Source organism: Streptomyces asiaticus (assembly GCF_018138715.1).
Classification (GTDB): domain Bacteria; phylum Actinomycetota; class Actinomycetes; order Streptomycetales; family Streptomycetaceae; genus Streptomyces; species Streptomyces asiaticus.
This window is the reverse complement of record NZ_JAGSHX010000006.1, coordinates 6,128,084-6,150,538: the sequence shown is the minus strand read 5'-3', so window position 1 is coordinate 6,150,538 and position 22,455 is coordinate 6,128,084. Positions and strand designations below refer to the sequence as shown.

Below are 22,455 nucleotides of genomic sequence, written 5' to 3'. Positions count from 1 at the left end.
TTCTTCGTCTCTCCTCAGGGTGCGGACAGGTCGAGCTGGTCGGGGAGCGGGCGGTGCGGATCGTCCCACAGAAGGGCCATATGGCGGCCGTGGTGGCTCGCGTCGGCCTCGCTCGCCGACCGGAGCTTGCGCAGATGCTGAGGCAGGGACCGCAGCCGTTCGGTGCGGAGCAGGGTCTCCAACTCGGCCTGCGCGGCGGCGCCCTCCGCCTCGCCATGCCATATGAGGACGGGCACGCCGCCGAACAGACAGGCGTTGAAGACCTCCGAACGAGCCCGCACCGGGGACGTCAGCACCACGCCCGGAGCGTCCTCCTGGCCCTGGAGGTCGCCGTTGACCTGCTTGAACGTCTCATAGTGGGCGGACAGCCAGTGCAGATCCTCGGTGCCCGCGGTACCGACCCGCTCCCAGCGCCGCTCCCACAGATGCCGCTGGTGCTCCCGGAGTTCGGCGCAGCGCACGACGACCGGATATTCCGTGCCGAGCGAGCGCTCCAGCCGCCCCTCGGCGTCGAGCTGCCAGCGGTGCACGGCCAGTTCCAGGTCGGTGGGGGTCACGAAGAACTCCACCAGCGTGTCATGGGTGCGGGCATGCCCGCCCAGGAGGCGATCGAGGCCGCGCTGTATCTCCTCCAGCGAGGCGGGGGTATCGGCCTTCGCCAGGGAGTTGACGTTGTCACCGCGCCGCGACCAGACCTCATAGGCGCGCCGCTGCCCGTCCCCGCTCGGTGCGTGGAGCCGTATCTGGATGCTCCCCCAGCCACCGCCGGGAGGTGCCCCCTGGTCCGTGACGGTGTCCGGGTCGGCCTGTACGCGCTCGGCGTGTTCCTGCGCTTCACCGCGCCGTTCGTGCAGCTGGCCCTCGAGATCGATCCGCTTGGCGCACTCCAGCGACCACGCTTGCAGTTCTCCCGCGACCGCTCCCCCGCAGAGCGCGGCGAAGTGCTCCACGACACGCAGCAGCTGCGGGAGTTGTTTCGGCGGAGGGAGCAGCACCGCTTCGAGGTCGTCGACCAGGGCGGCCGGGTCGAGGGACGGCAGGGCCATGGTGGGGTACTTCTCGCGGGCGACCTCGGCGAAGTCGTGCCGCCCCCGCCGGCCCAGCCGCTCCAGCAGCCCGACCAGCTCCGCGTGCTCGGCGCGGGTCAGCCACTGGTTCTGGAGCACGTGGCACGCCTTGCGGATCTCCGTACGGACCGGGGCCTGCGCGCTCAGCTCCGCGAAGAGGGTGACGATGCCGTGCGGGTTCTCCAGCGCCCAGTCGACCAGTTCCTCGGCCGAGGGAGGCGTCGTGGCGGGCGGGTCGGTGGCGAACTGCTCGCAGAGCCCGACGACGACCTCCGCCGCGCGTCCGGGACGCTCTCCCAGCAGCGCGCCGATCGCGTGGATCAGCTTGGCGCGCTCCCGCCGCTGCTGCTCGTCCAGCGGCGAAGGGGGCGGGCCGAGCGGGATGTCCTCACCGTTCCGGTCTCCCCTGCTGATGTGCACGGTCGGGAACTGCCGCAGTCCCTCCTCCCGGCCCAGCCGCTCGAACTCGTCCTGGACCCCCTGCCACACCCGGTCGAGGTCCGGCGCCACGCCGCCGGCGGAGGCCGCTTCGAGCTGCCGTAACAGCACGGACGTGAACAGGCCCGCGCCCTGCTGGTTCTTGGACACCGCCCCGGGCTGACAGGCGCGCATCCAGTAGATCTCGCGGGCGTTGTTGATCACCGGCCTCTTGGTGAGCTTTTCCGGCTCGGCGATCATCAGGTGGGTGCGGAGGGGAAGGGCCTGCCAGCAGGCGTCGATGACCACGGTGACCCGGTCCACGCCCCACTTCGGCAGATGCTCGGTGCGCAGCAGCGTCATCAGGTTCAGCGCGTCGAGACCCCGCATGTCCCGGTCCCGGGTCTCCGGGTACAGCAGGCTCCAGCTGCCTCCCGGGGCCTGTACGCCGTGCCCCGCCCAGTAGATCCACAGCCGGTCCGCGTCGAGGGACCGCAGCTCCTCCATGAAGACCTGACGGATGGTGGGGCCGTCCGCCGGGCGGTAGTCGCGGTCCGCCGCTTCCACGGCGGCCTTGTTCCCCTCCGTGGGCGAGGCCAGCAGGCGGATGTTCTCCGGCGGCACGCCCAGCCCGGTCAGCCACGTCCGCATCGCGAGCGCGTCGTTCACCGGGCCGTCGAGGGTCCAGCCATCACCGCCGCTGTACTGCTCGACCGCCACGATCACGGCGTGGGTGCGGCGCCAGTCGTGCTCCACCGCTGTCACTTCGGCAGCTCCGGGGCCAGCAGGTCGTACAGCCGCTGATGGGCGAAGTACGAGGTGTGGGCGCGCGGGAAGGGCTGGCGAGTGTTGACGCGCAGATCGGTGACCCGGCCGGGGAAGACCTTCTCCCCGACGAAGCCGAGCAGATCCCGCTCGTCGTAGACGTTGATCCAGCGGGGGAAGGCGCCGGGCAGCGGTTCATCACGGCGCAGCGCGGTGAGCGCGTCCAGCTCGTAGAGGAACGGCGCCTGGGAGCCGACCGTCACCAGCAGCTCCACCCCGGCGGGCGGATCGGGCTCGGCGAGCAGATCGACGCAGGCGATACCGCCGAGGCTGTGGGCGAGCAGCACCACCGGGCCGTCCCCCGTCTCGACCGCGTCGCGCACCGCCGCCCGGATCGCGGCGCGCACCCCGGCGCCGCGCACCTGATAGCGGAGGATGTCGCCACTGGCCGGGACGGAACCCTTGGTGATCCGGCCCCGTTGGGCCTGGGCCAGCCAGGAGAACGGCGAAACGTAGGCGTTGAACGCCCGTACGGCGACGCCCTTCGCGGCACCGGCGACGAATCCGCCCCGGTCACCGCCGCCCAGCTGATCGGTGAGCGCGCCGACGACCGCGTCGCGGTCGGCGCCGTCCACCGCGAGCGGCTCGTCGTCGCCGTACGGACCCTCGGCCAGCTGGACGGCCAGGGCGTACACGGCGCGGGCCGCGATGGGCTCGATGCCGTCGGCGGGCGAGCTGCCGCCCAGGCTGCCGGAGATCTCGTCGGCCACGCGGTCGGCGGCCTCGTCGAGATGCGGCGCGAGATCCGCGACGAGCCGGGGCAGACCGCCACCGGTCTGCCCGGTGCCGGCGAGCGTCAGCCCGCGCACCGTGTCGGCGACGGTCTCCCAGGGGTCGACGCGGCCGGGCGCGAAGCCCGTCTCCTCGCCGTCGTCGTGCGCCGCCTGCGCGAACTCCCGCAGCTCCGCGAGCGGATCCACCTCCAGCAGCGCCCATACGGCCAGCGGATCGTCCTCGTCCAGCGCGCCGTCACCGCCGACGCCGCGGTTCTTGGTGCGCACCGGGAGCGACGCCCCGCCGAGCCCCAGCGAGGCTCCGTGCTCCTCGCCCCAGAAACAGCGGGCGACCCGGACATCGGCTCTCACCCGCCCCAGGCCGCTCATGACCCGTGCGAAGCTCTTCTCGTACGACTTGGCCCGGACCCCCGTGCCGTGGACGAAGACGACGCTTGTCACCGATCCCCCCAGATCGTCCAGATCCCACCGCGACCACGAGCCCATCACTTTAACCGGTGATGACCCCGTGTGACCCCCGGACTACCGGGTTCAGCCGCCCGAGGTGTCGAGCTCCGCGTCCGCGCCGACGCCCGCGCTGTCGTACGGGTCGTCCAGCCAGCCGTCGGGCAGCACCACGCGGTTGCGGCCCGAGGTGCGGCCGCGCGGGCCGTCGGCGCCGGGGGGCCACTCCTGGTCCAGGTCCAGCTCGGCCAGCAGGGCGTCCAGCTCGGCGAGTGACGAGGTGATCGCCAGCCGCTTGCGCATCTCCGAGCCCACCGAGAAGCCCTTGGTGTACCAGGCGACATGCTTACGGAAGTCGATCACGCCGCGCTCCTCGTCCTCCAGCCACTCGGCGAGCAGCTCGGCGTGGCGGCGCATCACGGCCGCGACCTCCTTGAGCGTCGGCCGCGCGTACCCCGGGGTCTCGGAGCCGGACACCGACGCGCCGGGACCGGACACCGACACGCCGGAGCCGGGCACCGACGCCCCGCCGCCCGGTTCGAACGCGGCCACCAGGTCGCCGAAGAGCCAGGGCCGCCCCAGGCAGCCGCGCCCGACGACCACGCCGTCACAGCCCGTCTCGCCCATCATCCGGACCGCGTCGTCGGCGGACCAGATGTCGCCGTTGCCCAGCACCGGGATCTCGGGGACGGCCTCCTTCAGGCGGGCGATCGCCTCCCAGTCGGCGGTGCCGCCGTAGTGCTGGGCCGCGGTGCGGCCGTGCAGGGCGATCGCGGTCACGCCCTCCTCGACGGCGATCCGGCCCGCGTCGAGGAAGGTGATGTGGTCGTCGTCGATGCCCTTGCGCATCTTCATGGTCACCGGCAGCGGGCCCGCGGCGGTCACGGCCTCGCGCAGGATCGAGCGCAGCAGATGCCGCTTGTACGGGAGCGCCGAGCCGCCGCCCTTACGGGTCACCTTGGGCACCGGGCAGCCGAAGTTGAGGTCGATGTGGTCGGCGAGGTCCTCGTCCACGATCATCTGGACGGCCTTGCCGACGGTCACCGGGTCCACCCCGTACAGCTGGATGGAGCGCGGCTTCTCGGTGCCGTCGAAGTGGATCAGCCGCATCGTCTTGGCGTCCCGCTCCACCAGCGCCCGGGTGGTGATCATCTCGCTGACGAACAAGCCCTTGCCACCCGAGAACTCCCTGCACAGGGTGCGGAACGGAGCGTTGGTGATCCCGGCCATCGGTGCCAGGACGACCGGCGGCTGGACCGTATGGGGTCCGATCCGCAGCTGCGTCCGCTCCGGGTGCGGCGTCTGCGGCGATTGCGTCATGGGATCAGCTTCCTCGTGCGTACTACGGTGGGAGGGCGGGGCCGATCTCTTATTGTCCCGCACCCGCGGGAGGGAACGCGTCCCGCACCCGCGAGAGGGATCGACAGGGCGGTGCTGACCGCCGCACCGACGGTATCGATGTAGCGTTCAACCATGCGTGAGCTCAGCCATCGGCGGCGCATGCTTGTGCTGGCGATCTGCTGCATGAGCCTGCTGCTCGTCAGCCTCGACAACACGGTTCTCAATGTCGCGCTGCCCTCGATACGGAGTGATCTGCACGCCTCCGTCTCGGGGATGCAGTGGACGATCGACGCCTACACCCTGGTCCTCGCCGCCCTGCTGATGCTCTCGGGGTCGACGGCCGACCGGGTGGGACGCAAGCGCACCTTCCAGACCGGGCTGGTGATCTTCACCCTCGGCTCGGGGCTGTGCAGCCTCGCGCCCAATCTGGAGACGCTGGTCCTCTTCCGGATGGTGCAGGCGATCGGCGGTTCGATGCTCAACCCCGTCGCCATGTCGATCATCACCAACGTCTTCACCGAGCCCAGGGAGCGGGCCCGCGCCATCGGGGCCTGGGGCGGGGTCGTCGGCATCAGCATGGCGGCCGGGCCGATCGTGGGCGGGCTGCTGGTGGAGTCCGTCGGCTGGCGCTCGATCTTCTGGATAAACATTCCGGTCGGGCTCGCGGCGCTGCTCCTCACCGCCCGTTACGTCCCCGAGTCGCGTGCCCCCAGGCCGCGCCGGGCCGATCCCGTCGGCCAGCTGCTGGTCATCGCGGTGCTGGGCACCCTCACCTACGCGATCATCGAGGCGCCGGACCGCGGCTGGGACTCGCCGCTGATCGCGATCTGTGCGGGGATCGCCGCCCTGGGGCTGCTCACGCTGATCCGCTACGAGCGGCGGCGCGCGGAACCGCTGATCGATGTGCGGTTCTTCCACAGCGCGCCGTTCAGCGGGGCGACGGTCGTCGCGGTGTGCGCCTTCGCGGCGCTCGGCGGCTATCTCTTCATGAACACGCTCTATCTCCAGGACGTGCGCGGGCTCAACGCGCTGCACGCCGGGCTGTGGATGCTGCCCATGGCGTTCATGTGCTTCGTCTGCGCGCCGCTGTCCGGACGGCTGGTGGGCGCCCGCGGGCCGCGGCCGTCGATGCTGGTGGCCGGGGTGGCCATAACGGCCAGCGGGATCCTGTTCGCCGTCTTCGACGTCCAGGCGAGCGATGCGGGGCTGCTGATCGGCTATGTGCTGTTCGGCCTCGGCTTCGGCATGGTCAACGCGCCCATCACCAATACGGCGGTCTCCGGGATGCCCCGCTCCCAGGCGGGGGTCGCCGCGGCCGTCGCCTCCACCAGCCGTCAGGTGGGCCAGTCGCTCGGTGTCGCGGTCATCGGCGCGGTGCTGGCGGCGGGCGCCGCGTCGGCGGCGGGCGGAATGGGGCACGCCGCCTCGGCCGCGGCCGCCGCGTCGTTCGTGGACGCGGCCCGTCCCGCGTGGTGGATCATCGCCGCGTGCGGTGCCGTCATCCTGCTGCTGGGGCTGGTGACCACGGGCCAGTGGGCCGAGAGGACGACCCGGCACGCGGCCGCGCTGTTCGAGGAGGGCAAGCCGACGGGGCAGACCTCGGCGAACGCGAAGGCGCCATAGGCGCGAGGGGGCGGCCGTCCGGCGAACCGTGCCGCCTGCGGCGGGCCGCCCCCTCCGCCCCTTCCCGCAGCATCGATGGGCGGCTCCGCCGCGTGGTGGGGCTCCGCCGCGTGGTGGGGCTCCGCCGCGTGGTGGGGTTCCGCCCCAGACTCCGGCCCTGCGCGCTGCGAAACCGACCGCTCTCATCTGACCGGAACCGCGCCTCTCGATAGTTATGCGACGCATTGACCCCACAGCGCCATCGCGGTTGCATGCTTGTGGCCCTCGGTTGGGGAACCGGGGAGAAGGACCATGTCCTGCCTTAGGGGGGAAAATGAGGGGAAACGCGAATCGGAGTGCCACCAGACGTGTGCGGGCCGCCTTAGGCGCCACGGTCGTGGTCTGCGCGGTCATGACGGCGCTGCCCGGAGCCGCTTCGGCTGAGCCCATGACCGTGCCGGGCGCCGCGAGCGACCGCGGAGCCGGAGTCGAGCGGATCAGTGTCGCGACCGACGGCACCCAGGGCGACGGCGACTCCGCCGGCGCCACGATCACGGCCAACGGCCGGCGTATCGCCTTCGCGTCGTCGGCGAAGAACCTCGCACCCGCCACCCCGGCGACAGGGCAGCGGGTGTTCGTCCGCGACCAGCGGACGAGCCAGACCACACTGATGAGCACCCTCACCCCACCGATCCAGCCGCCGGTGATCAGCGGTGACGGGCAATATGTCGCCCTGTGGGGGTTGTTGCAAAGGGACACGACGACCTTCCTGTCCCGGGTGAGCTCGGCAAGCACGATCGGCATCAACTGCTCGGGCCTCAGCTGTAGCCAGCCGTCGCTGAGCACGGACGGCCGCTACATCGCCCAGGTCGCCACCTTCAGCCGACCGCCGTCCCGGCAGCGCATCGAGGTACAGGACTGGCAGGCCAACCACACGCAGACCGTCACCGAGTTCGGCCACACCGTCTCGGCCCGGCCGTCCATCAGCGGCGACGGCCGCTTCGTGGCCTACCAGGACGGCCAGGCGGAGGACGTCTTCGTGTGGGACCAGACCGACGACACCTCCGCCGGCCCGATCGAGGGCCCGGCCAAGGCGGCGACACTCGTTCAGATCAGCAAGGACGGCAGCAAGATCGTCTACATCTCGGGCTCCGACACCTACGTCCAGGACGAGCGCTCGGGCGCCGACCAACTGGTGCCGAACGTGCGGGGCGTGGCCATCGATCCCACCGGCCGCTATCTGCTGTACGCCCCACACGACACGAACGGACCGTCGCTCACGCTGCGCGACCTGGAGACGGGCACCGACGAGATCGTCTCGAACCAGCCCGCCTCGGCCGGGACCGACGCGGTCAGCGCCGGTGGGCGCGACGTGGTCTTCCATTCCACGGCCGACGACATCGTGCCCGGCGACACCAACGGCAAGTCGGACGTCTTCGTCCGCCACCTCTACTGATCACCCCGACCGCCACGCCCTCCTGCTGCCCACCGCTCGCGTACGAACAGAGGGGCCGTAACGGAGCCCGCGCGAACTCACCAGGGCAGAGCCCCGGGCCACGGGGGCCGGGGGCCGGGGGCCGGGGGCAGAGTCCCAGGAAACGGTGTCCAGGGGCGGAGCCCCTGGTTACGGGAAGGGGCGGGGAGGGGGAATGATCCGCCCTGCCGGACACGCCCCGTAAGGCGCAATGCGCGAGGAGGCCCCCCGGCGCCCGGCGGGTCAGACCGTCGCCGGGGCCGCCTCCTCCGTTGTGGCCTCTTCCGTCGTGGCCTCTTCCGTCGTGGCCTCTTCCTCGAGTGCCAGCGCATGCAGCCGCTCCAGCCGCTCCTGCGTCTCCACGTCCGCCGGTGTGTACGTGAGCAGCTTGGAGCCCTGCTGGGGGCCGGTCCACAGGCTGGTGGAGGCCAGCCGGAGGATGCCCACCCGCGACTGGCGGTAGACCTTGATCTTGTCGCCGGGCCGGATCACCTCATGCCGCGCCCAGATCTCCCGGAACTCCGGCGAGACCTCCTCCAGCCGCTTCACCATCGCCTTCCAGGCGGGCTCGGCCACATGCTCGGCCATGACGGCGCGGAACTTGGCCGCCATCAGCCGGATCGTCTCGTCCCGGTCCACCAGGCTGGAGCGCCACTCGTCATTGGTGAAGGCCAGCCACAGGCAGTTGCGGTCCTCCGGCGCCACCTGGTCCAGGTCGCACATCAGCAGCCGGTAGCTGCGGTTGTAGGCGAGCAGGTCGAAGCGGCTGTTCTGGACGCAGGCGGGGAACGGCTCGAGCCGCTCCAGCATGAGCTGGAGCGACTGCGGAATGCCCGTGCACTCGCTCGCCGGGGTCGGATCGATGGCACCGGCGAGCGCGAAGAGATGGGCGCGCTCGCTGCGGTCCAGGAGCAGCGCGCGGGCGATGGCGTCGAGGACCTGCGCCGAGACATGGATGTCGCGGCCCTGCTCCAGCCAGGTGTACCAGGTCACACCCACGGTCGAGAGCTGCGCGACCTCCTCGCGGCGCAGCCCGGGGGTGCGCCGGCGGCGGCCCCGCGGCAGCCCCACCTGCTCGGGCGTGATCCGCTCCCGGCGGCTGCGCAGGAACGCGGCCAGCTCGCCCCGCCGTATCTCAGCCCCCGCGCTCCTGCTCTCGGCCGTGGCCCCGGCCGTGGCATCGTGCACCATCGTGGTCATGGCTCCAGGGTGCCCGAGGGCTCAGCCGGTTGCCAGGTACTTCTTGTACCAGGATAAAGACACTCTGGTACCAGCTTGAGCAACGCGGGATCTTCGTAAGCGTGACCGAAACGCAGATTTCCACGATACGAACGAGAACCGCCGCCCCGGGTGCGGCCAAGACCCCCGGGCGGACCCACACCTCCTCCGGACCCGCGCTGAGCCCCCTCGGTCTGTTCACCGTGCTGCTGGGCGCGGCGCTGCCGCTGATCGACTTCTTCATCGTCAATGTGGCCCTGCCCACCATGGACCACGACCTCCACGCCGGTCCGGCCGTACTGGAGCTGGTGGTCGCCGGATACGGCGTGGCGTACGCGGTGCTGCTGGTCCTCGGCGGGCGGCTGGGCGACACCTTCGGGCGGCGCCGGCTCTTCCTCTCCGGGATGGCGGCCTTCGGGCTGACCTCGCTGGCCTGCGGGCTCGCGCCGGACGCCTGGAGCCTGGTGGGCGCCCGGGTGGCGCAGGGCGCCTCGGCCGCGCTGATGCTTCCGCAGGTGCTGGCCACGATCCACTCCTCGACCAGCGGTTCGCGCCGCGCCCGCGCGCTCAGCATGTACGGCGCGACGGCCGGTCTGTCCATGGTCGCGGGGCAGATCCTGGGCGGTGTGCTGGTGGCCGCGGACATCGCGGGCACCGGGTGGCGCGCGGTCTTCCTGGTCAATGTGCCGGTCGCGCTGATCGGCCTGGTTCTCGCGGTCCGTACGGTCCCCGAGACCCGCTCGGAGCGGCCCGCGCCGGTGGACGTGCCGGGCACCGTACTGCTGGCGCTGTCGCTGATCACCCTGATGGTGCCGCTGACCGAGGGGCGGGCGGCGGGCTGGCCGCTGTGGACCTGGCTGGGGCTGGGCGCGTTCCCGTTCGTGGCCGTCGCGTTCTACGTCGTGGAGCGACGCCGGGACCGCGCGGGGCACACGCCGCTGCTGCCGCCGAGCCTGTTCGCCCTGCCCGGGCTGCGGCGCGGGCTGGCCATGGTGGTGCCGTTCTCGATCGGCTTCGGCGGCTTCATGTTCGTCATCGCGGTCGCGCTCCAGCAGGGGCTGCGGTACGGGCCGGTGGAGGCCGGGCTGGCGCTGGCGCCGATGGCCACGACGTTCTTCGTGGCCTCGCTGATGGGGCCGCGCCTGGTGGGCCGCTACGGCAGCCGTGTGGTGACCGCGGGCGGGCTGATCCAGGCGGTGGGCATCGCGCTGCTGATGGTGGCCATCTGGCGGGACTGGCCGGATCTGTCGCTGGCCGGGCTGCTGCCGGGCGTCGCGCTGGCCGGGTTCGGGCAGGGGCTCCAGCTTCCGGTGCTGATCCGGATCGTGCTGGCCGATGTGCCGAGCGAGCGGGCCGGGGTGGGGAGCGGCGTGATGGTCACCACCCAGCAGTCGGCGCTGGCGCTGGGCGTGGCGACGCTCGGCACGCTCTTCCTGTCCCTGGGGCCGTCGGCGGGCATGGGTGACGCGCTGGTCATCACGCTCGCGGCCCAGCTGGGGGCGATCGCGCTGACCCTGCTGATGAGCCTGCGGCTGCCGCGCAAGGTGTCGTAGCAGGTCGCGGAGAACAAGCGGTACAAGCAGTACAAGCGGAACGATCGAACGGGGTGACTGGCGAGCGATGACAGATATTGAAATCTGTCATCGCACATGCCACGCTCTCCTTGGACGCCCCACCCCGGAATCCCAAGGAGTCACCCCCGTGCAGAACCGCCAGCTCGGCACCACCGGCCCCCACGTCTCCGCGATCGGCCTCGGCTGTATGGGCATGTCCGCCATGTACGGCGGCGACGTCGACCGCGCCGAGTCCATCGCCACCATCCACGCCGCACTCGACGCCGGGATCACCCTGCTCGACACCGGCGACTTCTACGGCATGGGCCACAACGAACTGCTCATCAACGAGGCCCTGCGCACCGCCCCCGCCGCCCACCGCGAACGCGCCCTGACCAGCGTGAAGTTCGGCGCCCTGCGCGGCCCGGACGGCACCTGGACCGGCTATGACGGGCGCCCTGCCGCCATCAAGAACTTCCTCGCCTACTCGCTCCAGCGGCTGGGCACCGACCACATCGACATCTACCGCATCGCCCGCCTCGACCCGGCCGTCCCGATCGAGGAGACGGTCGGGGCCATCGCCGAGGCCGTACAGGCGGGTTACGTACGGCACATCGGCCTCTCGGAGGTGGGCGCCGAGACCATCCGGCGGGCCGCCGCCGTCGCCCCGATCTCGGATCTCCAGATCGAGTACTCGCTGGTCGCGCGCGGCATCGAGGACGAGATCCTGCCCGTCTGCCGTGAGCTGGGCATCGGCATCACCCCGTACGGAGTGCTCTCGCGCGGGCTGATCAGCGGCCACTGGAACCGGGAGCGCACGACGGACGCCCAGGACTTCCGCAACAGGGCCCCGCGGTTCCAGGGCGAGAACCTCGACCGCAACCTCGAACTCGTGGAGGCGCTCCGCAAGATCGCCGACGCCAAGGGCGTCAGCGTCGCCCAGATCGCCATCGCGTGGGTGCTCGCGCAGGGCGTCCGGCGCTCCACCGCCATCGTCCCGCTCGTCGGTTCCCGCCGCCGCGACCAGTTGGCCGAGGCCCTGGGCGCGCTTGACGTTACGCTCGACGCCGACGACCTGGCCGCCATCGAGGAGGCCGTCCCGGCGGACGCCGCCGCGGGCGCCCGCTACCCGGAGGCCCAGATGGCCACCCTCGACAGCGAGAAGAAGTAAGGGACCCGATGCCGCCGCCGCCCGAGACCCCCCTGACGCCCGCCCGCATCCTCGAAGCCACCGAGGACGTGCTGCGCCGCTACGGCCCCGCGAAGGCCACGGTGGTGGACGTGGCCCGGGCGCTGGGGGTCAGCCACGGCAGCGTCTACCGCCACTTCCGCTCCAAGACGGCGCTGCGCGAGGCGGTCACCGAGCGGTGGCTGGACCAGGAGCACGACAGCCTGTCCCGGATCGCCCGCGCCAAGGGCCCGGCGGCCGACCGGCTGGAGGACTGGCTGCTCACCCTGTTCGCCGCCAAGCGCCGTAAGGCGGGCGTCGATCCGGAGCTCTTCGCCACGTATCTGGCGCTGGCCACCGAGAACAGCGAGATCGCCGCGCGCCATGTCGAGACGATGGTCGGCCAGCTCACCACGATCGTCGAAAGCGGCATCGCGAGCGGGGAGTTCACGATGCGGGACGCCCGTGTCACGGGCCGGGCGCTGTGGGACGCGACGGCGCAGTTCCACGACCCCGTCTACGCGCCGCGGTGGTCGGACCCGGACATGGATCCGGCCTTCGCGGCCGTCTGCGAGCTGCTGCTGGACGGGCTGCGGGCCCGTTAGGGGGTATCCGGCGGGTCGTGACGCCTGCGGCGGGCTGTTGCCTGCGGCGGGCTGTTCCCCTCCCCGCCCCTTCCCACAACTGGGGCTCCGCCCCAGACCCCGGACCCGGACCGGGGCTCCGCCCCAAACCCCGGGCGAGGACTCCGCCCCCAAACCCCGGACCGGGGCTCTGCCCCAAACCCCGGGCGGGGGCTCCGCCCCAGGCCCCGGGGTCCAGGGGCGGAGCCCCTGGTATCGGGAAGGGGCGGGGAGGGGAACAGCCCGCCGCAGGCGGTGCGATCCGCCGGCACCCCCTAAGCAGTCCGCTGGAAGTGCCCCGGCCTGCCGTCGACCGTCCCCGGCGCCGTCGTGGCCGGTCGCGCCCACACGGCGAAGCCGCATATCGACGCGGCCCCGCGCCCTTCGGGGCGCCCCTCAGCGCACGCCCAGGAAGCGCAGCACGGCCAGCACCCTGCGGTGGTCCGCCTCGGCGACCGGCAGGTCCAGCTTCCCGAAGATGGAGTTGATGTGCTTGGCCACCGCGCTCTCGCTGATCACCAGCGCCCCCGCGATCCCCGCGTTCGACCGCCCGCCCGCCATCAGCTCCAGTACGTCCCGCTCGCGCGAGGTCAGCCGGTCCAGCGGATCGCTGTGCCGTCGCACCAGGCTGGTGGGCAGGCCCGATCCCCGGGCCGTCCGGAAGGAGACCCGCCCCATGACCGCTCTGTACGCCCCCGCCCGGCCCGGCCGGAGCACGTCTCGCTCCCGGCCGGCGTGGATCAACCACATAAGCCCCGAGCCGGTGCTGCTGGTCTCGGGCGCGGCGCTGGTCCCCTGGCTGTACGTACTGGCCCGGACGCTGCCGTCCACGGCGCGGGTCGGCCACTGGAACGTCGCGTGGGTGGGCTTGGACGCCCTCGAGGCGCTCGGGCTGCTCGCCACCGCCGCGCTGCGTCGGCGCGGCGACGACCGCCACCGGCTGACCGCGGCGGCGACGGGGGCGCTGCTGGTGGTGGACGCGTGGTTCGACACGGTGACGGCCGCGCCGGGCGGGGAGCTGGCGGCGGCGGTCGCGATGGCCCTCTGCGCGGAGCTGCCGCTGGCGGCGCTGTGCACGGCGCTGGCGCTCGGCCTGGGGCGGCGGACCGTCCGCGACGACCCGCGGCTCACCCCTGGGAGGCGGCCCACCAAACAATGACCGCGGCCACCGCGAAACAGGCCAGCATGATCAGGACGACCTGCCGCCGCGCCGCCGCGTCGGCGGTCATCCGCGGGGAGCCGAGGGCCCCGTGCGCCTGGGCGAGGTGATCGAGCCCCTTGTGCCGGGCGCCGCCGTAGGTGATCCGCTCCTGCCAGTCACAGTGCCGGCAGCCGAGCAGCCGCCGTTGCCCCGGACCGTAGCCGTAGCTCACCTCGTAGACCGTGCCGTCCTCGTGGATGGCGGTGATGTGATGCGTCACGCCTCGCACGCCTGGTGAACCCCCCGTTCTGCCGAGTCGACGGGCCCCGGTGCCACGGATCTCGTATCCGCGGCACCGGAGCCCGTCGTCGGGTATGTGTCCGGTACCCGTGGTCCGGGCGCGCCGGCCCGGACCGTCATCCGGGCGACCGCGCCCGGACCGGGTCAGCAGCCGATCAGACGGCCACCGAGGTAGGACTGGATCTGGTCGAGCGAGACCCGCTCCTGCTTCATCGTGTCGCGCTCGCGCACGGTGACGGCGTTGTCATCGAGGGTGTCGAAGTCCACGGTGACGCAGAAGGGCGTGCCGATCTCGTCCTGGCGGCGGTAGCGGCGGCCGATCGCGCCCGCGTCGTCGAACTCGATGTTCCAGTGCTTGCGCAGGTCCGCGGCGAGCCCCTTGGCCTTGGGCGAGAGCTGCGGATTGCGGGACAGCGGCAGCACCGCGACCTTGACCGGCGCCAGCCGCGGGTCGAGCCGCATCACGGTGCGCTTCTCCATCTTGCCCTTGGCGTTGGGCGCCTCGTCCTCGACGTACGCGTCGAGCATGAAGGCCAGCATCGCGCGGCCCACGCCCGCCGCCGGCTCGATGACGTAGGGGGTCCAGCGCTCGCCGGCCTCCTGGTCGAAGTACGACAGGTCCTGGCCGGACGCCGCGGAGTGCGCCTTCAGGTCGTAGTCGGTGCGGTTGGCCAGACCCTCCAGCTCGCCCCACTCCGAGCCGCCGAAGTTGAAGCGGTACTCGATGTCAGCGGTGCGCTTGGAGTAGTGGGAGAGCTTCTCCTTGGGATGCTCGTACCACCGGATGTTCGCCTCCTGGAGACCGAGGTCCCGGTACCAGTTCCAGCGCTGCTCCATCCAGTACTCGTGCCACTTCTCGTCCTCGCCCGGCTTGACGAAGAACTCCATCTCCATCTGCTCGAACTCACGCGTACGGAAGATGAAGTTGCCCGGCGTGATCTCGTTGCGGAACGACTTGCCGACCTGCGCGATACCGAACGGCGGCTTCTTGCGCGAGGTCTGCTGAACCGCGAGGAAGTTGGTGAAGATGCCCTGGGCGGTCTCGGGGCGCAGATACGCGACCGAGCCGGAGTCCTGGGTCGGGCCGAGGTGGGTGGCGAGCAGCCCGGAGAACTGCTTGGGCTCGGTGAAGCTGCCCTTGTTGCCGCAGTGCGGGCAGTTGACGTCGGCCAGGCCGTTCTCGGGGAGCCGACCGTGCTTGGCCTCGTACGCCTCCTCCAGGTGGTCCGCGCGGAACCGCTTGTGACAGGAGGTGCACTCGGTCAGCGGGTCCGTGAAGGTGGCGACGTGGCCGGACGCCTCCCACACCTCACGGGCCAGGATCACGGACGAGTCGAGTCCGACGACGTCGTCACGCGAGGTGACCGTGGAACGCCACCACTGCCGCTTGATGTTCTCCTTCAGCTCCACGCCGAGCGGTCCGTAGTCCCAGGCGGCGCGCTGGCCGCCGTAGATCTCGCTGCACGGGTAGACGAAGCCACGGCGCTTGCTGAGGCTGACGATGGTGTCGATCTTGTCGGCGGCCACGGTGCTCTCTTCATTGATGACGACATTGACGACGAAGCGAATGCTTCAGGTTACCGGCGGCGGCACCCCCCGGATCAAATCGGTAGTCGAAGCGATCAACAAGAGGACAGTTGTTGACAATCGTTTCCATCTTTGTTGAAAATGAGAGTCATGAACATACGCCGCCTCAGGCCCACGACCGCCCTCGTGGGAGCCGCCGCCCTGGGTCTGACCACCCTCACAGCCTGCTCCACCAACGCCGGGGACGGAAGGACGGACGGCAAGCTGGATGTGGTGGCGTCCTTCTATCCCATGCAATTCCTCGCCCAGCGGATCGGCGGGAGCGCCGTCCATGTCTCCTCCCTGACCAAGCCGGGCGTCGAACCGCACGATCTGGAGATCAGCCCCCGGCAGACCGCCGATCTCAGCAAGGCCGGTCTGGTGGTCTACCTCAAGGGGCTCCAGCCCTCCGTCGACCGGGCCATCACCCAGGCCGAGCCGAGGCAGGTGGCGGACGCGGCCTCGTACACCTCGTTGGAGGACCACGGCACGGAGGTCGAGAGCGACCACGGGCACGGCGGCGAGGGTGAGGCGGGGAAAGCGGGGCACGAGGGGCACGACCACTCCGGCGACGCGGCCGCCGATCCCCACATCTGGCTGGATCCGGTGCGTTACGCCCAGGTGGCCAAGGGCGTCGGCAAGGCGCTGGAGAAGGCCGACCCCGAGCACGCCGCGACGTACAAGAAGAACACCACCGCCCTGGTCAAGGAGCTGAACACGCTCGATCAGGACTTCCGGAGCGGTTTGAAGGGCCGTTCTTCGGACACCTTCATCACGACCCATGCCGCCTTCGGCTACCTCGCCGAGCGCTACGGCCTGCGGCAGGAGGCGATCTCCGGGCTCGACCCCGAGTCCGAGCCCAGCCCGGCCCGGGTCAGGGGACTGCACACCATCGCCAAGAAGGACAAGGTCAACACCGTCTTCTTCGAAACCCTGGTGAGCGATCGCACGGCCAGGACGCTGGCGGGCGATCTCCATCTGCGGACCGATGTGCTGGATCCGATCGAGGGCATCGGCTCCAAGTCCAGGGGCGATGACTACATCCAGGTCATGCGAGCCAATCTGAACGCGCTGAAGAAGGCGCTGGGCGCCAAGTGACGGAGGAAGCCATGGAAGCCGAGGAGACCCGGGAATCCGGAGTTGCCGGGGAGTCCGGGGACCCGGCCGAGGACCGGGCCGCGGACCCCATATCCCTGCGCGGCGCGACGGCCACCCTCGGTGGCCGCCCCGTGCTGCGCGGTATCGATCTGACCGTCCGCCGCAGTGAGGTCGTGGCGCTGCTCGGCGCCAACGGCTCGGGCAAGTCCACCGCCGTACGGTCCATCGTCGGCCAGGTGCCGCTCAGCGGCGGTGAGCTGACCCTCTTCGGCATCCCCCGCCGCCGCTTCCGCGACTGGGCGCGGATCGGTTACGTACCGCAGCGCACCACCGCCGCCAGTGGCGTCCCCGCGACCGTGCGCGAGGTCGTCTCGGCGGGGCGGCTGGCCCGCCGCCGGTTCGGGCCGCCGCGCAAGGCCGACCGGGCGGCCGTCCAGCGGGCCCTGGAGCTCGTCGGCATGGCCGACCGCGCCCGGGACTCGGTGAGCGCCCTGTCCGGCGGTCAGCACCAGCGCGTACTGATCGCCCGCGCCCTCGCGGGCGAACCGGAGCTGCTGATCATGGACGAGCCGATGGCCGGGGTCGACCTCGCCAGCCAGGAGATCCTCGCGGGCACCCTCCGCGAGCAGGTCGCAGGCGGCGCCACGGTCCTGCTCGTCCTGCACGAGCTCGGCCCGCTGGAGCCGCTGATCGACCGCGCGGTGGTGCTCCGCGACGGCTGCGTCGTCCACGACGGACCGCCGCCCAAGGCCGTGGGCCAGCACGCGCTGCCCGGCCACGATCACGTCCATCCCCACGCGGCGCCCGACGCCGAACCGATCCGGACAGGGTTGCTGACCTGAGATGCTCGAGATCCTCGACTACGCCTTCATGCAGCGGGCCCTGCTCGCCGCGGTCCTGGTGGGCATCACCGCGCCCGCCGTCGGCATCTACCTCGTCCAGCGCCGCCAGGCGATCATGGGCGACGGTATCGGCCATGTCGCCCTCACCGGCGTCGCCCTCGGCTTCCTGACCGGCACCAACCCGGTGTGGACCGCCGTCGTCGTCTCCGCCCTCGGCGCGATCCTCATGGAGCTGATCCGCTGGTACGGCAAGACCCGCGGCGATCTCGCGCTCGCGATGCTCTTCTACGGCGGGATGGCGGGCGGTGTGCTGCTGATCAACCTCTCGCCGACCGGCTCCAACGCCAACCTCACCACCTATCTCTTCGGCTCGATCACCACGGTCTCCCCCGAGGACGTCGTCGCGATCTCCCTGCTCGCCGCCTTCGTCGTACTGATCACCCTGGGGCTGCGCCGCCAGCTGTTCGCGGTCTGCCAGGACGAGGAGTTCGCCCGGGTGACCGGCCTTCCGGTCCGCACGCTCAACCTGCTGCTGGCCGTCACCGCGGCCGTCACGGTCACCGTCGCCATGCGCGTGGTGGGCCTGCTCCTGGTCAGCGCCCTGATGGTGGTCCCGGTCGCCGCCGCCCAGCAGGCCACCCGGGGCTTCGCGATGACGCTCGCGCTGGCGGTCACCATAGGCGTCGTGGTGACCCTGTCCGGCACGGTCTTCTCCTTCTACAAGAACGTCCCGCCGGGAGCCAGCATCGTCGTCCTCGCCATCGGCGTCTTCGCCGTGATCACGGCCCTGGCCGCGCCCCTGGCGAAAAGACGCGCGGGGCGGGTGGCCGAGGCCGAGGAACGGTGCACTTTGAGGGACGATGTACTCGTATAGTCCACCGCTCGTGGCCACCGCTTGTGGTCCCCTGCCCGGCCGATGCCCGGCTCCGTCGCCCATCCGATCACTCTCGTCCGTTGCCCGAGCGATAACTGGCACAATGGCCGGGCAGAAAGCGCAGTGGGCGCGGAACGAGCCCCGAGAGCGACGGAGCATGCGAGGTTGAGGAGGCAGCTGTGGCGACCGCCGGTCCCCCAGTACGCGGCCGGTCCACCAGGCAGCGCGCCGCGGTGGCGGCGGCACTGGACGAGGTGGATGAGTTCCGCAGTGCGCAGGAGCTCCACGACATGCTCAAGCACCGGGGCGACTCGGTCGGCCTGACCACCGTCTACCGCACCCTCCAGTCCCTCGCCGACGCCGGCGAGGTCGACGTCCTCCGCACCACGGAGGGCGAGGCGGTCTACCGCCGGTGCAACAGCGAGGAGCACCACCACCACCTGGTCTGCCGCGCCTGCGGCAAGGCGGTCGAGGTGGAGGGCCCCGCCGTCGAGAAGTGGGCCGACGCGATCGCCGCCGAGCACGGCTTCGTGGACGTGGCCCATACGATCGAGATCTTCGGCACCTGCGGCGACTGCGCCGCGGCAAAGACGTCCCAGGGCTGAGCATTCCCGTCCTCCGCGTGCTGCGCCGAGCGGGCTCCCTGCTCGGGCGGGGGCGGATGGCGTTGGTGCGGGGCTGGGCGCATCCGCGGCTGAAGTGGCCCAAGCGGGTGGCGGCGGGTGCCGCTGTGCTGCTGGTGGTGCCCGTGCTGACCGCCGGGGTGTCGCTGCGGCTCCAGTACGCGGGAGATCCCGCGCCCGGGACGCGGACCCGTGAGCGGGACGCGGTGTGGCTGGGGCATGCCTGGGTGGACGGGCGCAATGGTGAGGCTCAGCCAGCCGAGCTGGTCCAGCGGATGCGCGGCACCGGCGTCCGGGATCTGTATGTGCACGCGGGCCCGCTGGAGCATGACGGCAGCCTGCGCGCGGCGCGCTGTCCGAAGGCCCGGTGGCTGGTGGACGCGGTGCGGCGGGAGCTGCCCGGGGTGCGCGTTCAGGCGTGGCTCGGCGATGTGCTGTCGACCGAGGGCGAGACGGGGATGGACCTCGGCGCACCGGCGACGCGTGCACGCGTCGTGCGCTCGGCGCGCCAGGTGCTGGACGCGGGGTTCGCGGGCGTCCACTTTGATCTGGAGCCCCTGCACTCCGGCGACCGGGACTACCTGTCGCTGCTGGACGATGTGCACACGGTCACCCGCGCCCACCGCGCACCGCTGTCGGTGGCCGCGCACCAGATCGACCCGCTGCCCTCCCTCCACTCCGTCGCGGGCTTCGTCGCCGGTCACCCCAAGTGGTGGTCGCAGTCGTACTTCGGCGCGGTCGCTCGCCGGGTCGACCAGATCGCGGTGATGTCCTACGACACGGCGATGCCCATGGAGAGCCTGTACGGAGGCTATGTGGCGCAGCAGACGCGACTGGCCCTGGAGGCGACCCCGCGCGGCACCGACCTGCTGATGGGCCTCCCGGCCTTCCACACCGACGACATCGGCCACCGTGAATCGGCCGAGACGGTGGCGGCGGCCGTCCGGGGCGCCCGCCTCGGGCTGAGCCGCGAGGACGCGCGCCGCGAGCGGTTCGGCGTGGCGCTGTATGTGGACTTCGCGGCGACGCCGGGTGACTGGGCCGCGTACCGGAGGGGCTGGGGCGCGCCGAAATCGGATTGATCTCGGTGGGGGTTGTGGGTACGGTGCCCGACGTGATGAGCCCTGAATCAGACAGAACGGAGCCGCCGGTCGCTCGGCGGCGAGTCGTTCTCCGACCACTGACCTGACCTGATTTCCGGGTCGATCTCGCTTCCGGCGACCGGACACGACTCCGTGTGTCTGGTTCCTTATCTCGGGCTCGTGACGTAGCCCGATCCGGCATCCAGCACGCGGCCGCTCTTGCCCGCATACGCTCATCGCTGATCGCTGATCGCTGATCGCTGATCGCTGGAGTCGACCTCTTGCCTGTCTTCCTTTATGTCCTCGCGCTCGCCGTCTTCGCGCAAGGGACGTCCGAGTTCATGCTGTCCGGTCTCGTACCGGGAATCGCCCGCGACCTCTCCGTATCGGTGGGAGCCGCGGCGAGTCTGACGTCCGCTTATGCGATCGGGATGATCGTCGGCGCCCCGGTGATGGCCGCGTTGAGCGCGCGCTGGCCGCGGCGGCGCGCGCTGGCCGGTTTTCTGGCGGCGTTCGTCGTCGTGCATGTGATCGGCGCGGTCACGACCGACTTCGTCGTGCTCTTCGGAACGCGTGTCGTCGCCGCGATCGTCAACGCCGGTTTCCTGGCGGTCGCGATGTCCACCGCGACGGCGCTGGTCCCCGCCGAGAAGCGCGGCAGGGCCACCGCCGTGCTGCTGTCCGGGGTCACGCTGTCGTGCGTCGCGGGCGTCCCCGCGGGGGCGCTGCTCGGGGACTGGTCCGGGTGGCGTTCCGCGTTCTGGGCCGTGGCCGCCCTGTGCCTGCCCGCGCTGGCGCTGGTCTTCCGTCAGGCGCCCGCCGACGCGGCCGGTCGGGCGGAGGTCTCGGTCCGGCGGGAGGCGGGTGCGTTGCGGTCGCGTCCGGTGCGGTGGGCCATGGTCCTCGCGGCCGTGGTGAACGGCGCGACCTTCGCGACCTTCGCCTACCTGGCCGTCATCGCCACGGACATCGCCCACCTTCCGGCCACCGCGGTCCCGGCCCTCCTCGCCGCGTTCGGGGTGGGCGCGTTCGTGGGGGTGACCACGGCGGGGCGTAAGGCCGACGGCGGGCTGGGGAGGGGCCTGCTCCTGGCGCTGTGCGTCCTGCCGGTGGGCTGGGCGGTGCTGGCCGCGTCCAGTGCGCATACGGTCCCGCTCTTCGTCGTGACGATCGTCCAGGGCGCCCTGTCGTTCGGCATCGGCTCAACGCTCGTCGCCCGCGTCATGCACGTCGCGCCCCAGGCCCCGTCGCTGGGCGGCTCATTCGCCACGGTCGCGCTCAACGCGGGCGCCTTCCTTGGCCCGTTGATCGCGGGCGTCGCGACCGGGACGACCGGCGACTACCGGGACGCGGCGTGGGTCAGCGCCGCCCTGGCCGCGACGGCGGTCGCCACCGTCGCGGCTTCCCGGGCAGGGGTTGCCCGCATCCGGGTCGAGGAAGCCGGCTAACCCACCGGCCGGTGGTCGAGTGCGACGTCAGCCCGTCCAGCAAGGCTTTGGTGGGCCGACGTCGCACTCCCTCCGAAGCCATCAGCCCAGGCTCAGGCTCCAGACGTCCCCATGCCCCGGGCAGTCGTCACGCTCCTCCTCGCTATCCACCACCAGCACGGAGACCTTGGTCTCCGGTACTCGGTATTCGAGATAACCGCCTTGAGGGCGAAGATCGATATCAGGCGCGTCGGGGGTCCGTGACAGCTCCTCCCGCAGCGCGCTCCAGGAGCAGTACTCCGGGAACTCCTTCCTTGCTCACTGCTCCACAGCAACGGTCACATCGCCCGGGTCAGGCAGCGCCGTCGGGGCCTCGTCGGTGTACCAGGAGTACTCCAGCGCCGACAGCCTTCCGTCGCTTACCCAGAGCAGCAGTTCGCCGACCAACTCTCCGGAGGCGTCCTTCACTGCGCCAGTAGCAGGGATCACCCCGTCGGAGACCTCTGCTGGCGGAAAAGGCTCGAGCACTTTGAGGTCCACGCTGGGTGAATCACTCCCCCAGCGACCGACGACACGCGTTTGAGGAACCTGCTGCCTCAATTGCTCAGCGCCGGGGAATCGCGCTGAAAGGAGCTTGTTCAGTAGATCGCTTTCAGCGGCTTGTAGACACCTGGGTGGGTGCTCGACTGTCGTCACCTTTCGCCAAAGAGCCAGTTCACTCGGGATCGACTCGTGTCAGATGCCCCCTGTGCGACCCGGTCGCCACCATGTCTTTCACGGCGTTGAACATCTCACGAGCGCCCGGATTCCGAACCATAACCAAATCCGAGCAGACGAAGTACCCTCCGTTCAAGAACTCCCCGGTACGTGACCACCTGTCCAGAATTCTGCCGACTTCGGCATAGGTAAGGAAAGTGGCCGCCCACTTTTCGCCATTGGGCAACTCGACCCACCCATCGGCGTTTTCCACCGTCTCGGGAGAGTCCCCACCAAGCTCGATCTCGACTTTGAGACCACTCTCGCTGATTTCATACAT

At 71.1% G+C, this 22,455-nt stretch carries 20 protein-coding genes and 1 pseudogene; 12 read left to right on the top strand and 9 right to left on the bottom strand.

Annotated elements, in window-relative coordinates; genetic code table 11:
* Nucleotides 1–14: 14 nt before the first annotated feature.
* The 3 genes from KHP12_RS33875 to dusB all read right to left on the bottom strand — a co-directional run bounded on the left by KHP12_RS33875 (nucleotide 15) and on the right by dusB (nucleotide 4,807).
* Nucleotides 15–2,249 carry a VMAP-C domain-containing protein gene (locus tag KHP12_RS33875; protein ID WP_086885055.1) on the bottom strand — a complete coding sequence of 745 codons (2,235 nt, stop codon included), beginning with the start codon at nucleotides 2,247–2,249 and terminating at the stop codon, nucleotides 15–17.
* The gene (locus KHP12_RS52980; RefSeq protein ID WP_086885059.1) at nucleotides 2,246–3,484 is read right to left on the bottom strand and encodes a lipase family protein; all 1,239 of its coding nucleotides are present in this window, start codon (nucleotides 3,482–3,484) and stop codon (nucleotides 2,246–2,248) included. Before KHP12_RS52980 ends, KHP12_RS33875 begins: the two co-directional genes overlap by 4 nt.
* A gap of 90 nt (nucleotides 3,485–3,574) precedes the next feature.
* Nucleotides 3,575–4,807, bottom strand: a complete 1,233-nt coding sequence (gene dusB, locus KHP12_RS33865) for a tRNA dihydrouridine synthase DusB (RefSeq protein ID WP_086885056.1) — start codon at nucleotides 4,805–4,807, stop codon at nucleotides 3,575–3,577.
* Nucleotides 4,808–4,960: 153 nt separating this feature from the next.
* On the opposite strand from dusB, the gene KHP12_RS33860 reads away from it, so the two are divergent.
* Both KHP12_RS33860 and KHP12_RS33855 read left to right on the top strand, forming a co-directional pair.
* Entirely contained in the window at nucleotides 4,961–6,451 is a 1,491-nt protein-coding gene (locus tag KHP12_RS33860; protein ID WP_086885057.1) for an MFS transporter, read from the top strand.
* Between the two features lie 427 nt (nucleotides 6,452–6,878).
* Entirely contained in the window at nucleotides 6,879–7,886 is a 1,008-nt protein-coding gene (locus KHP12_RS33855; protein WP_308016964.1) for a TolB-like translocation protein, read from the top strand.
* 261 nt (nucleotides 7,887–8,147) lie between these two features.
* Here KHP12_RS33855 and KHP12_RS33850 read toward each other — a convergent pair whose 3' ends face one another.
* Nucleotides 8,148–9,104 carry a helix-turn-helix transcriptional regulator gene (locus tag KHP12_RS33850; protein WP_372455247.1) on the bottom strand — a complete coding sequence of 319 codons (957 nt, stop codon included), beginning with the start codon at nucleotides 9,102–9,104 and terminating at the stop codon, nucleotides 8,148–8,150.
* Nucleotides 9,105–9,205: 101 nt separating this feature from the next.
* On the opposite strand from KHP12_RS33850, the gene KHP12_RS33845 reads away from it, so the two are divergent.
* From KHP12_RS33845 to KHP12_RS33835, 3 genes are all read left to right on the top strand, one after another.
* Nucleotides 9,206–10,675 carry an MFS transporter gene (locus KHP12_RS33845; RefSeq protein ID WP_208653307.1) on the top strand — a complete coding sequence of 490 codons (1,470 nt, stop codon included), beginning with the start codon at nucleotides 9,206–9,208 and terminating at the stop codon, nucleotides 10,673–10,675.
* Between the two features lie 148 nt (nucleotides 10,676–10,823).
* Complete coding sequence (locus KHP12_RS33840) at nucleotides 10,824–11,846, top strand: aldo/keto reductase (protein WP_086886462.1); 1,023 nt, start codon at nucleotides 10,824–10,826, stop codon at nucleotides 11,844–11,846.
* A gap of 8 nt (nucleotides 11,847–11,854) precedes the next feature.
* Nucleotides 11,855–12,448, top strand: coding sequence for a TetR/AcrR family transcriptional regulator (locus KHP12_RS33835; protein ID WP_086886463.1), 594 nt, complete (start codon nucleotides 11,855–11,857; stop codon nucleotides 12,446–12,448).
* Between the two features lie 414 nt (nucleotides 12,449–12,862).
* Here the strand turns inward: KHP12_RS33835 and KHP12_RS33830 are convergent.
* Nucleotides 12,863–13,093 (bottom strand): annotated as a pseudogene (locus KHP12_RS33830) (response regulator transcription factor); the annotation flags it as partial.
* 49 nt (nucleotides 13,094–13,142) lie between these two features.
* On the opposite strand from KHP12_RS33830, the gene KHP12_RS33825 reads away from it, so the two are divergent.
* Complete coding sequence (locus tag KHP12_RS33825; RefSeq protein WP_244203368.1) at nucleotides 13,143–13,625, top strand: hypothetical protein; 483 nt, start codon at nucleotides 13,143–13,145, stop codon at nucleotides 13,623–13,625.
* On the opposite strand, the gene KHP12_RS33820 is transcribed toward KHP12_RS33825, so the two are convergent.
* Both KHP12_RS33820 and KHP12_RS33815 read right to left on the bottom strand, forming a co-directional pair.
* Complete coding sequence (locus KHP12_RS33820; protein WP_240813108.1) at nucleotides 13,594–13,887, bottom strand: hypothetical protein; 294 nt, start codon at nucleotides 13,885–13,887, stop codon at nucleotides 13,594–13,596. The two genes, KHP12_RS33825 and KHP12_RS33820, sit on opposite strands and share 32 nt — an antisense overlap.
* A gap of 164 nt (nucleotides 13,888–14,051) precedes the next feature.
* A complete protein-coding gene (locus KHP12_RS33815; protein ID WP_086885710.1) occupies nucleotides 14,052–15,434 on the bottom strand; it encodes a glycine--tRNA ligase in 1,383 nt (460 codons plus the stop codon).
* Nucleotides 15,435–15,584: 150 nt separating this feature from the next.
* On the opposite strand from KHP12_RS33815, the gene KHP12_RS33810 reads away from it, so the two are divergent.
* From KHP12_RS33810 to KHP12_RS33785, 6 genes are all read left to right on the top strand, one after another.
* On the top strand, nucleotides 15,585–16,571 hold the full coding sequence (locus KHP12_RS33810; RefSeq protein ID WP_086885711.1) for a metal ABC transporter substrate-binding protein: 987 nt from the start codon (nucleotides 15,585–15,587) through the stop codon (nucleotides 16,569–16,571).
* A gap of 11 nt (nucleotides 16,572–16,582) precedes the next feature.
* The gene (locus KHP12_RS33805; RefSeq protein WP_244203369.1) at nucleotides 16,583–17,413 is read left to right on the top strand and encodes a metal ABC transporter ATP-binding protein; all 831 of its coding nucleotides are present in this window, start codon (nucleotides 16,583–16,585) and stop codon (nucleotides 17,411–17,413) included.
* Between the two features lies 1 nt (nucleotide 17,414).
* Nucleotides 17,415–18,287, top strand: a complete 873-nt coding sequence (locus KHP12_RS33800; protein ID WP_037946098.1) for a metal ABC transporter permease — start codon at nucleotides 17,415–17,417, stop codon at nucleotides 18,285–18,287.
* 179 nt (nucleotides 18,288–18,466) lie between these two features.
* Nucleotides 18,467–18,892, top strand: coding sequence for a Fur family transcriptional regulator (locus KHP12_RS33795; protein ID WP_086885712.1), 426 nt, complete (start codon nucleotides 18,467–18,469; stop codon nucleotides 18,890–18,892).
* 56 nt (nucleotides 18,893–18,948) lie between these two features.
* Entirely contained in the window at nucleotides 18,949–19,992 is a 1,044-nt protein-coding gene (locus tag KHP12_RS33790) for a glycoside hydrolase family 18 protein (protein WP_244203370.1), read from the top strand.
* A gap of 281 nt (nucleotides 19,993–20,273) precedes the next feature.
* On the top strand, nucleotides 20,274–21,440 hold the full coding sequence (locus tag KHP12_RS33785; RefSeq protein ID WP_086885713.1) for a Cmx/CmrA family chloramphenicol efflux MFS transporter: 1,167 nt from the start codon (nucleotides 20,274–20,276) through the stop codon (nucleotides 21,438–21,440).
* A gap of 297 nt (nucleotides 21,441–21,737) precedes the next feature.
* On the opposite strand, the gene KHP12_RS33780 is transcribed toward KHP12_RS33785, so the two are convergent.
* Nucleotides 21,738–21,959, bottom strand: coding sequence for a hypothetical protein (locus KHP12_RS33780; protein ID WP_208653248.1), 222 nt, complete (start codon nucleotides 21,957–21,959; stop codon nucleotides 21,738–21,740).
* 175 nt (nucleotides 21,960–22,134) lie between these two features.
* Nucleotides 22,135–22,455, bottom strand: a complete 321-nt coding sequence (locus KHP12_RS33775) for a hypothetical protein (RefSeq protein ID WP_086885714.1) — start codon at nucleotides 22,453–22,455, stop codon at nucleotides 22,135–22,137.

Bases quoted from the DNA above. Each gene is read 5' to 3' on its own strand.
- dusB (WP_086885056.1), bottom strand. From the start codon at position 4,807: ATGACGCAATCGCCGCAGACGCCGCACCCGGAGCGGACGCAGCTGCGG.
- KHP12_RS33860 (WP_086885057.1), top strand. From the start codon at position 4,961: ATGCGTGAGCTCAGCCATCGGCGGCGCATGCTTGTGCTGGCGATCTGC.
- KHP12_RS33855 (WP_308016964.1), top strand. From the start codon at position 6,879: ATGACCGTGCCGGGCGCCGCGAGCGACCGCGGAGCCGGAGTCGAGCGG.
- KHP12_RS33850 (WP_372455247.1), bottom strand. From the start codon at position 9,104: ATGACCACGATGGTGCACGATGCCACGGCCGGGGCCACGGCCGAGAGC.
- KHP12_RS33835 (WP_086886463.1), top strand. From the start codon at position 11,855: ATGCCGCCGCCGCCCGAGACCCCCCTGACGCCCGCCCGCATCCTCGAA.
- KHP12_RS33825 (WP_244203368.1), top strand. From the start codon at position 13,143: ATGACCGCTCTGTACGCCCCCGCCCGGCCCGGCCGGAGCACGTCTCGC.
- KHP12_RS33810 (WP_086885711.1), top strand. From the start codon at position 15,585: ATGAACATACGCCGCCTCAGGCCCACGACCGCCCTCGTGGGAGCCGCC.
- KHP12_RS33805 (WP_244203369.1), top strand. From the start codon at position 16,583: ATGGAAGCCGAGGAGACCCGGGAATCCGGAGTTGCCGGGGAGTCCGGG.
- KHP12_RS33800 (WP_037946098.1), top strand. From the start codon at position 17,415: ATGCTCGAGATCCTCGACTACGCCTTCATGCAGCGGGCCCTGCTCGCC.
- KHP12_RS33790 (WP_244203370.1), top strand. From the start codon at position 18,949: ATGGCGTTGGTGCGGGGCTGGGCGCATCCGCGGCTGAAGTGGCCCAAG.
- KHP12_RS33775 (WP_086885714.1), bottom strand. From the start codon at position 22,455: ATGTATGAAATCAGCGAGAGTGGTCTCAAAGTCGAGATCGAGCTTGGT.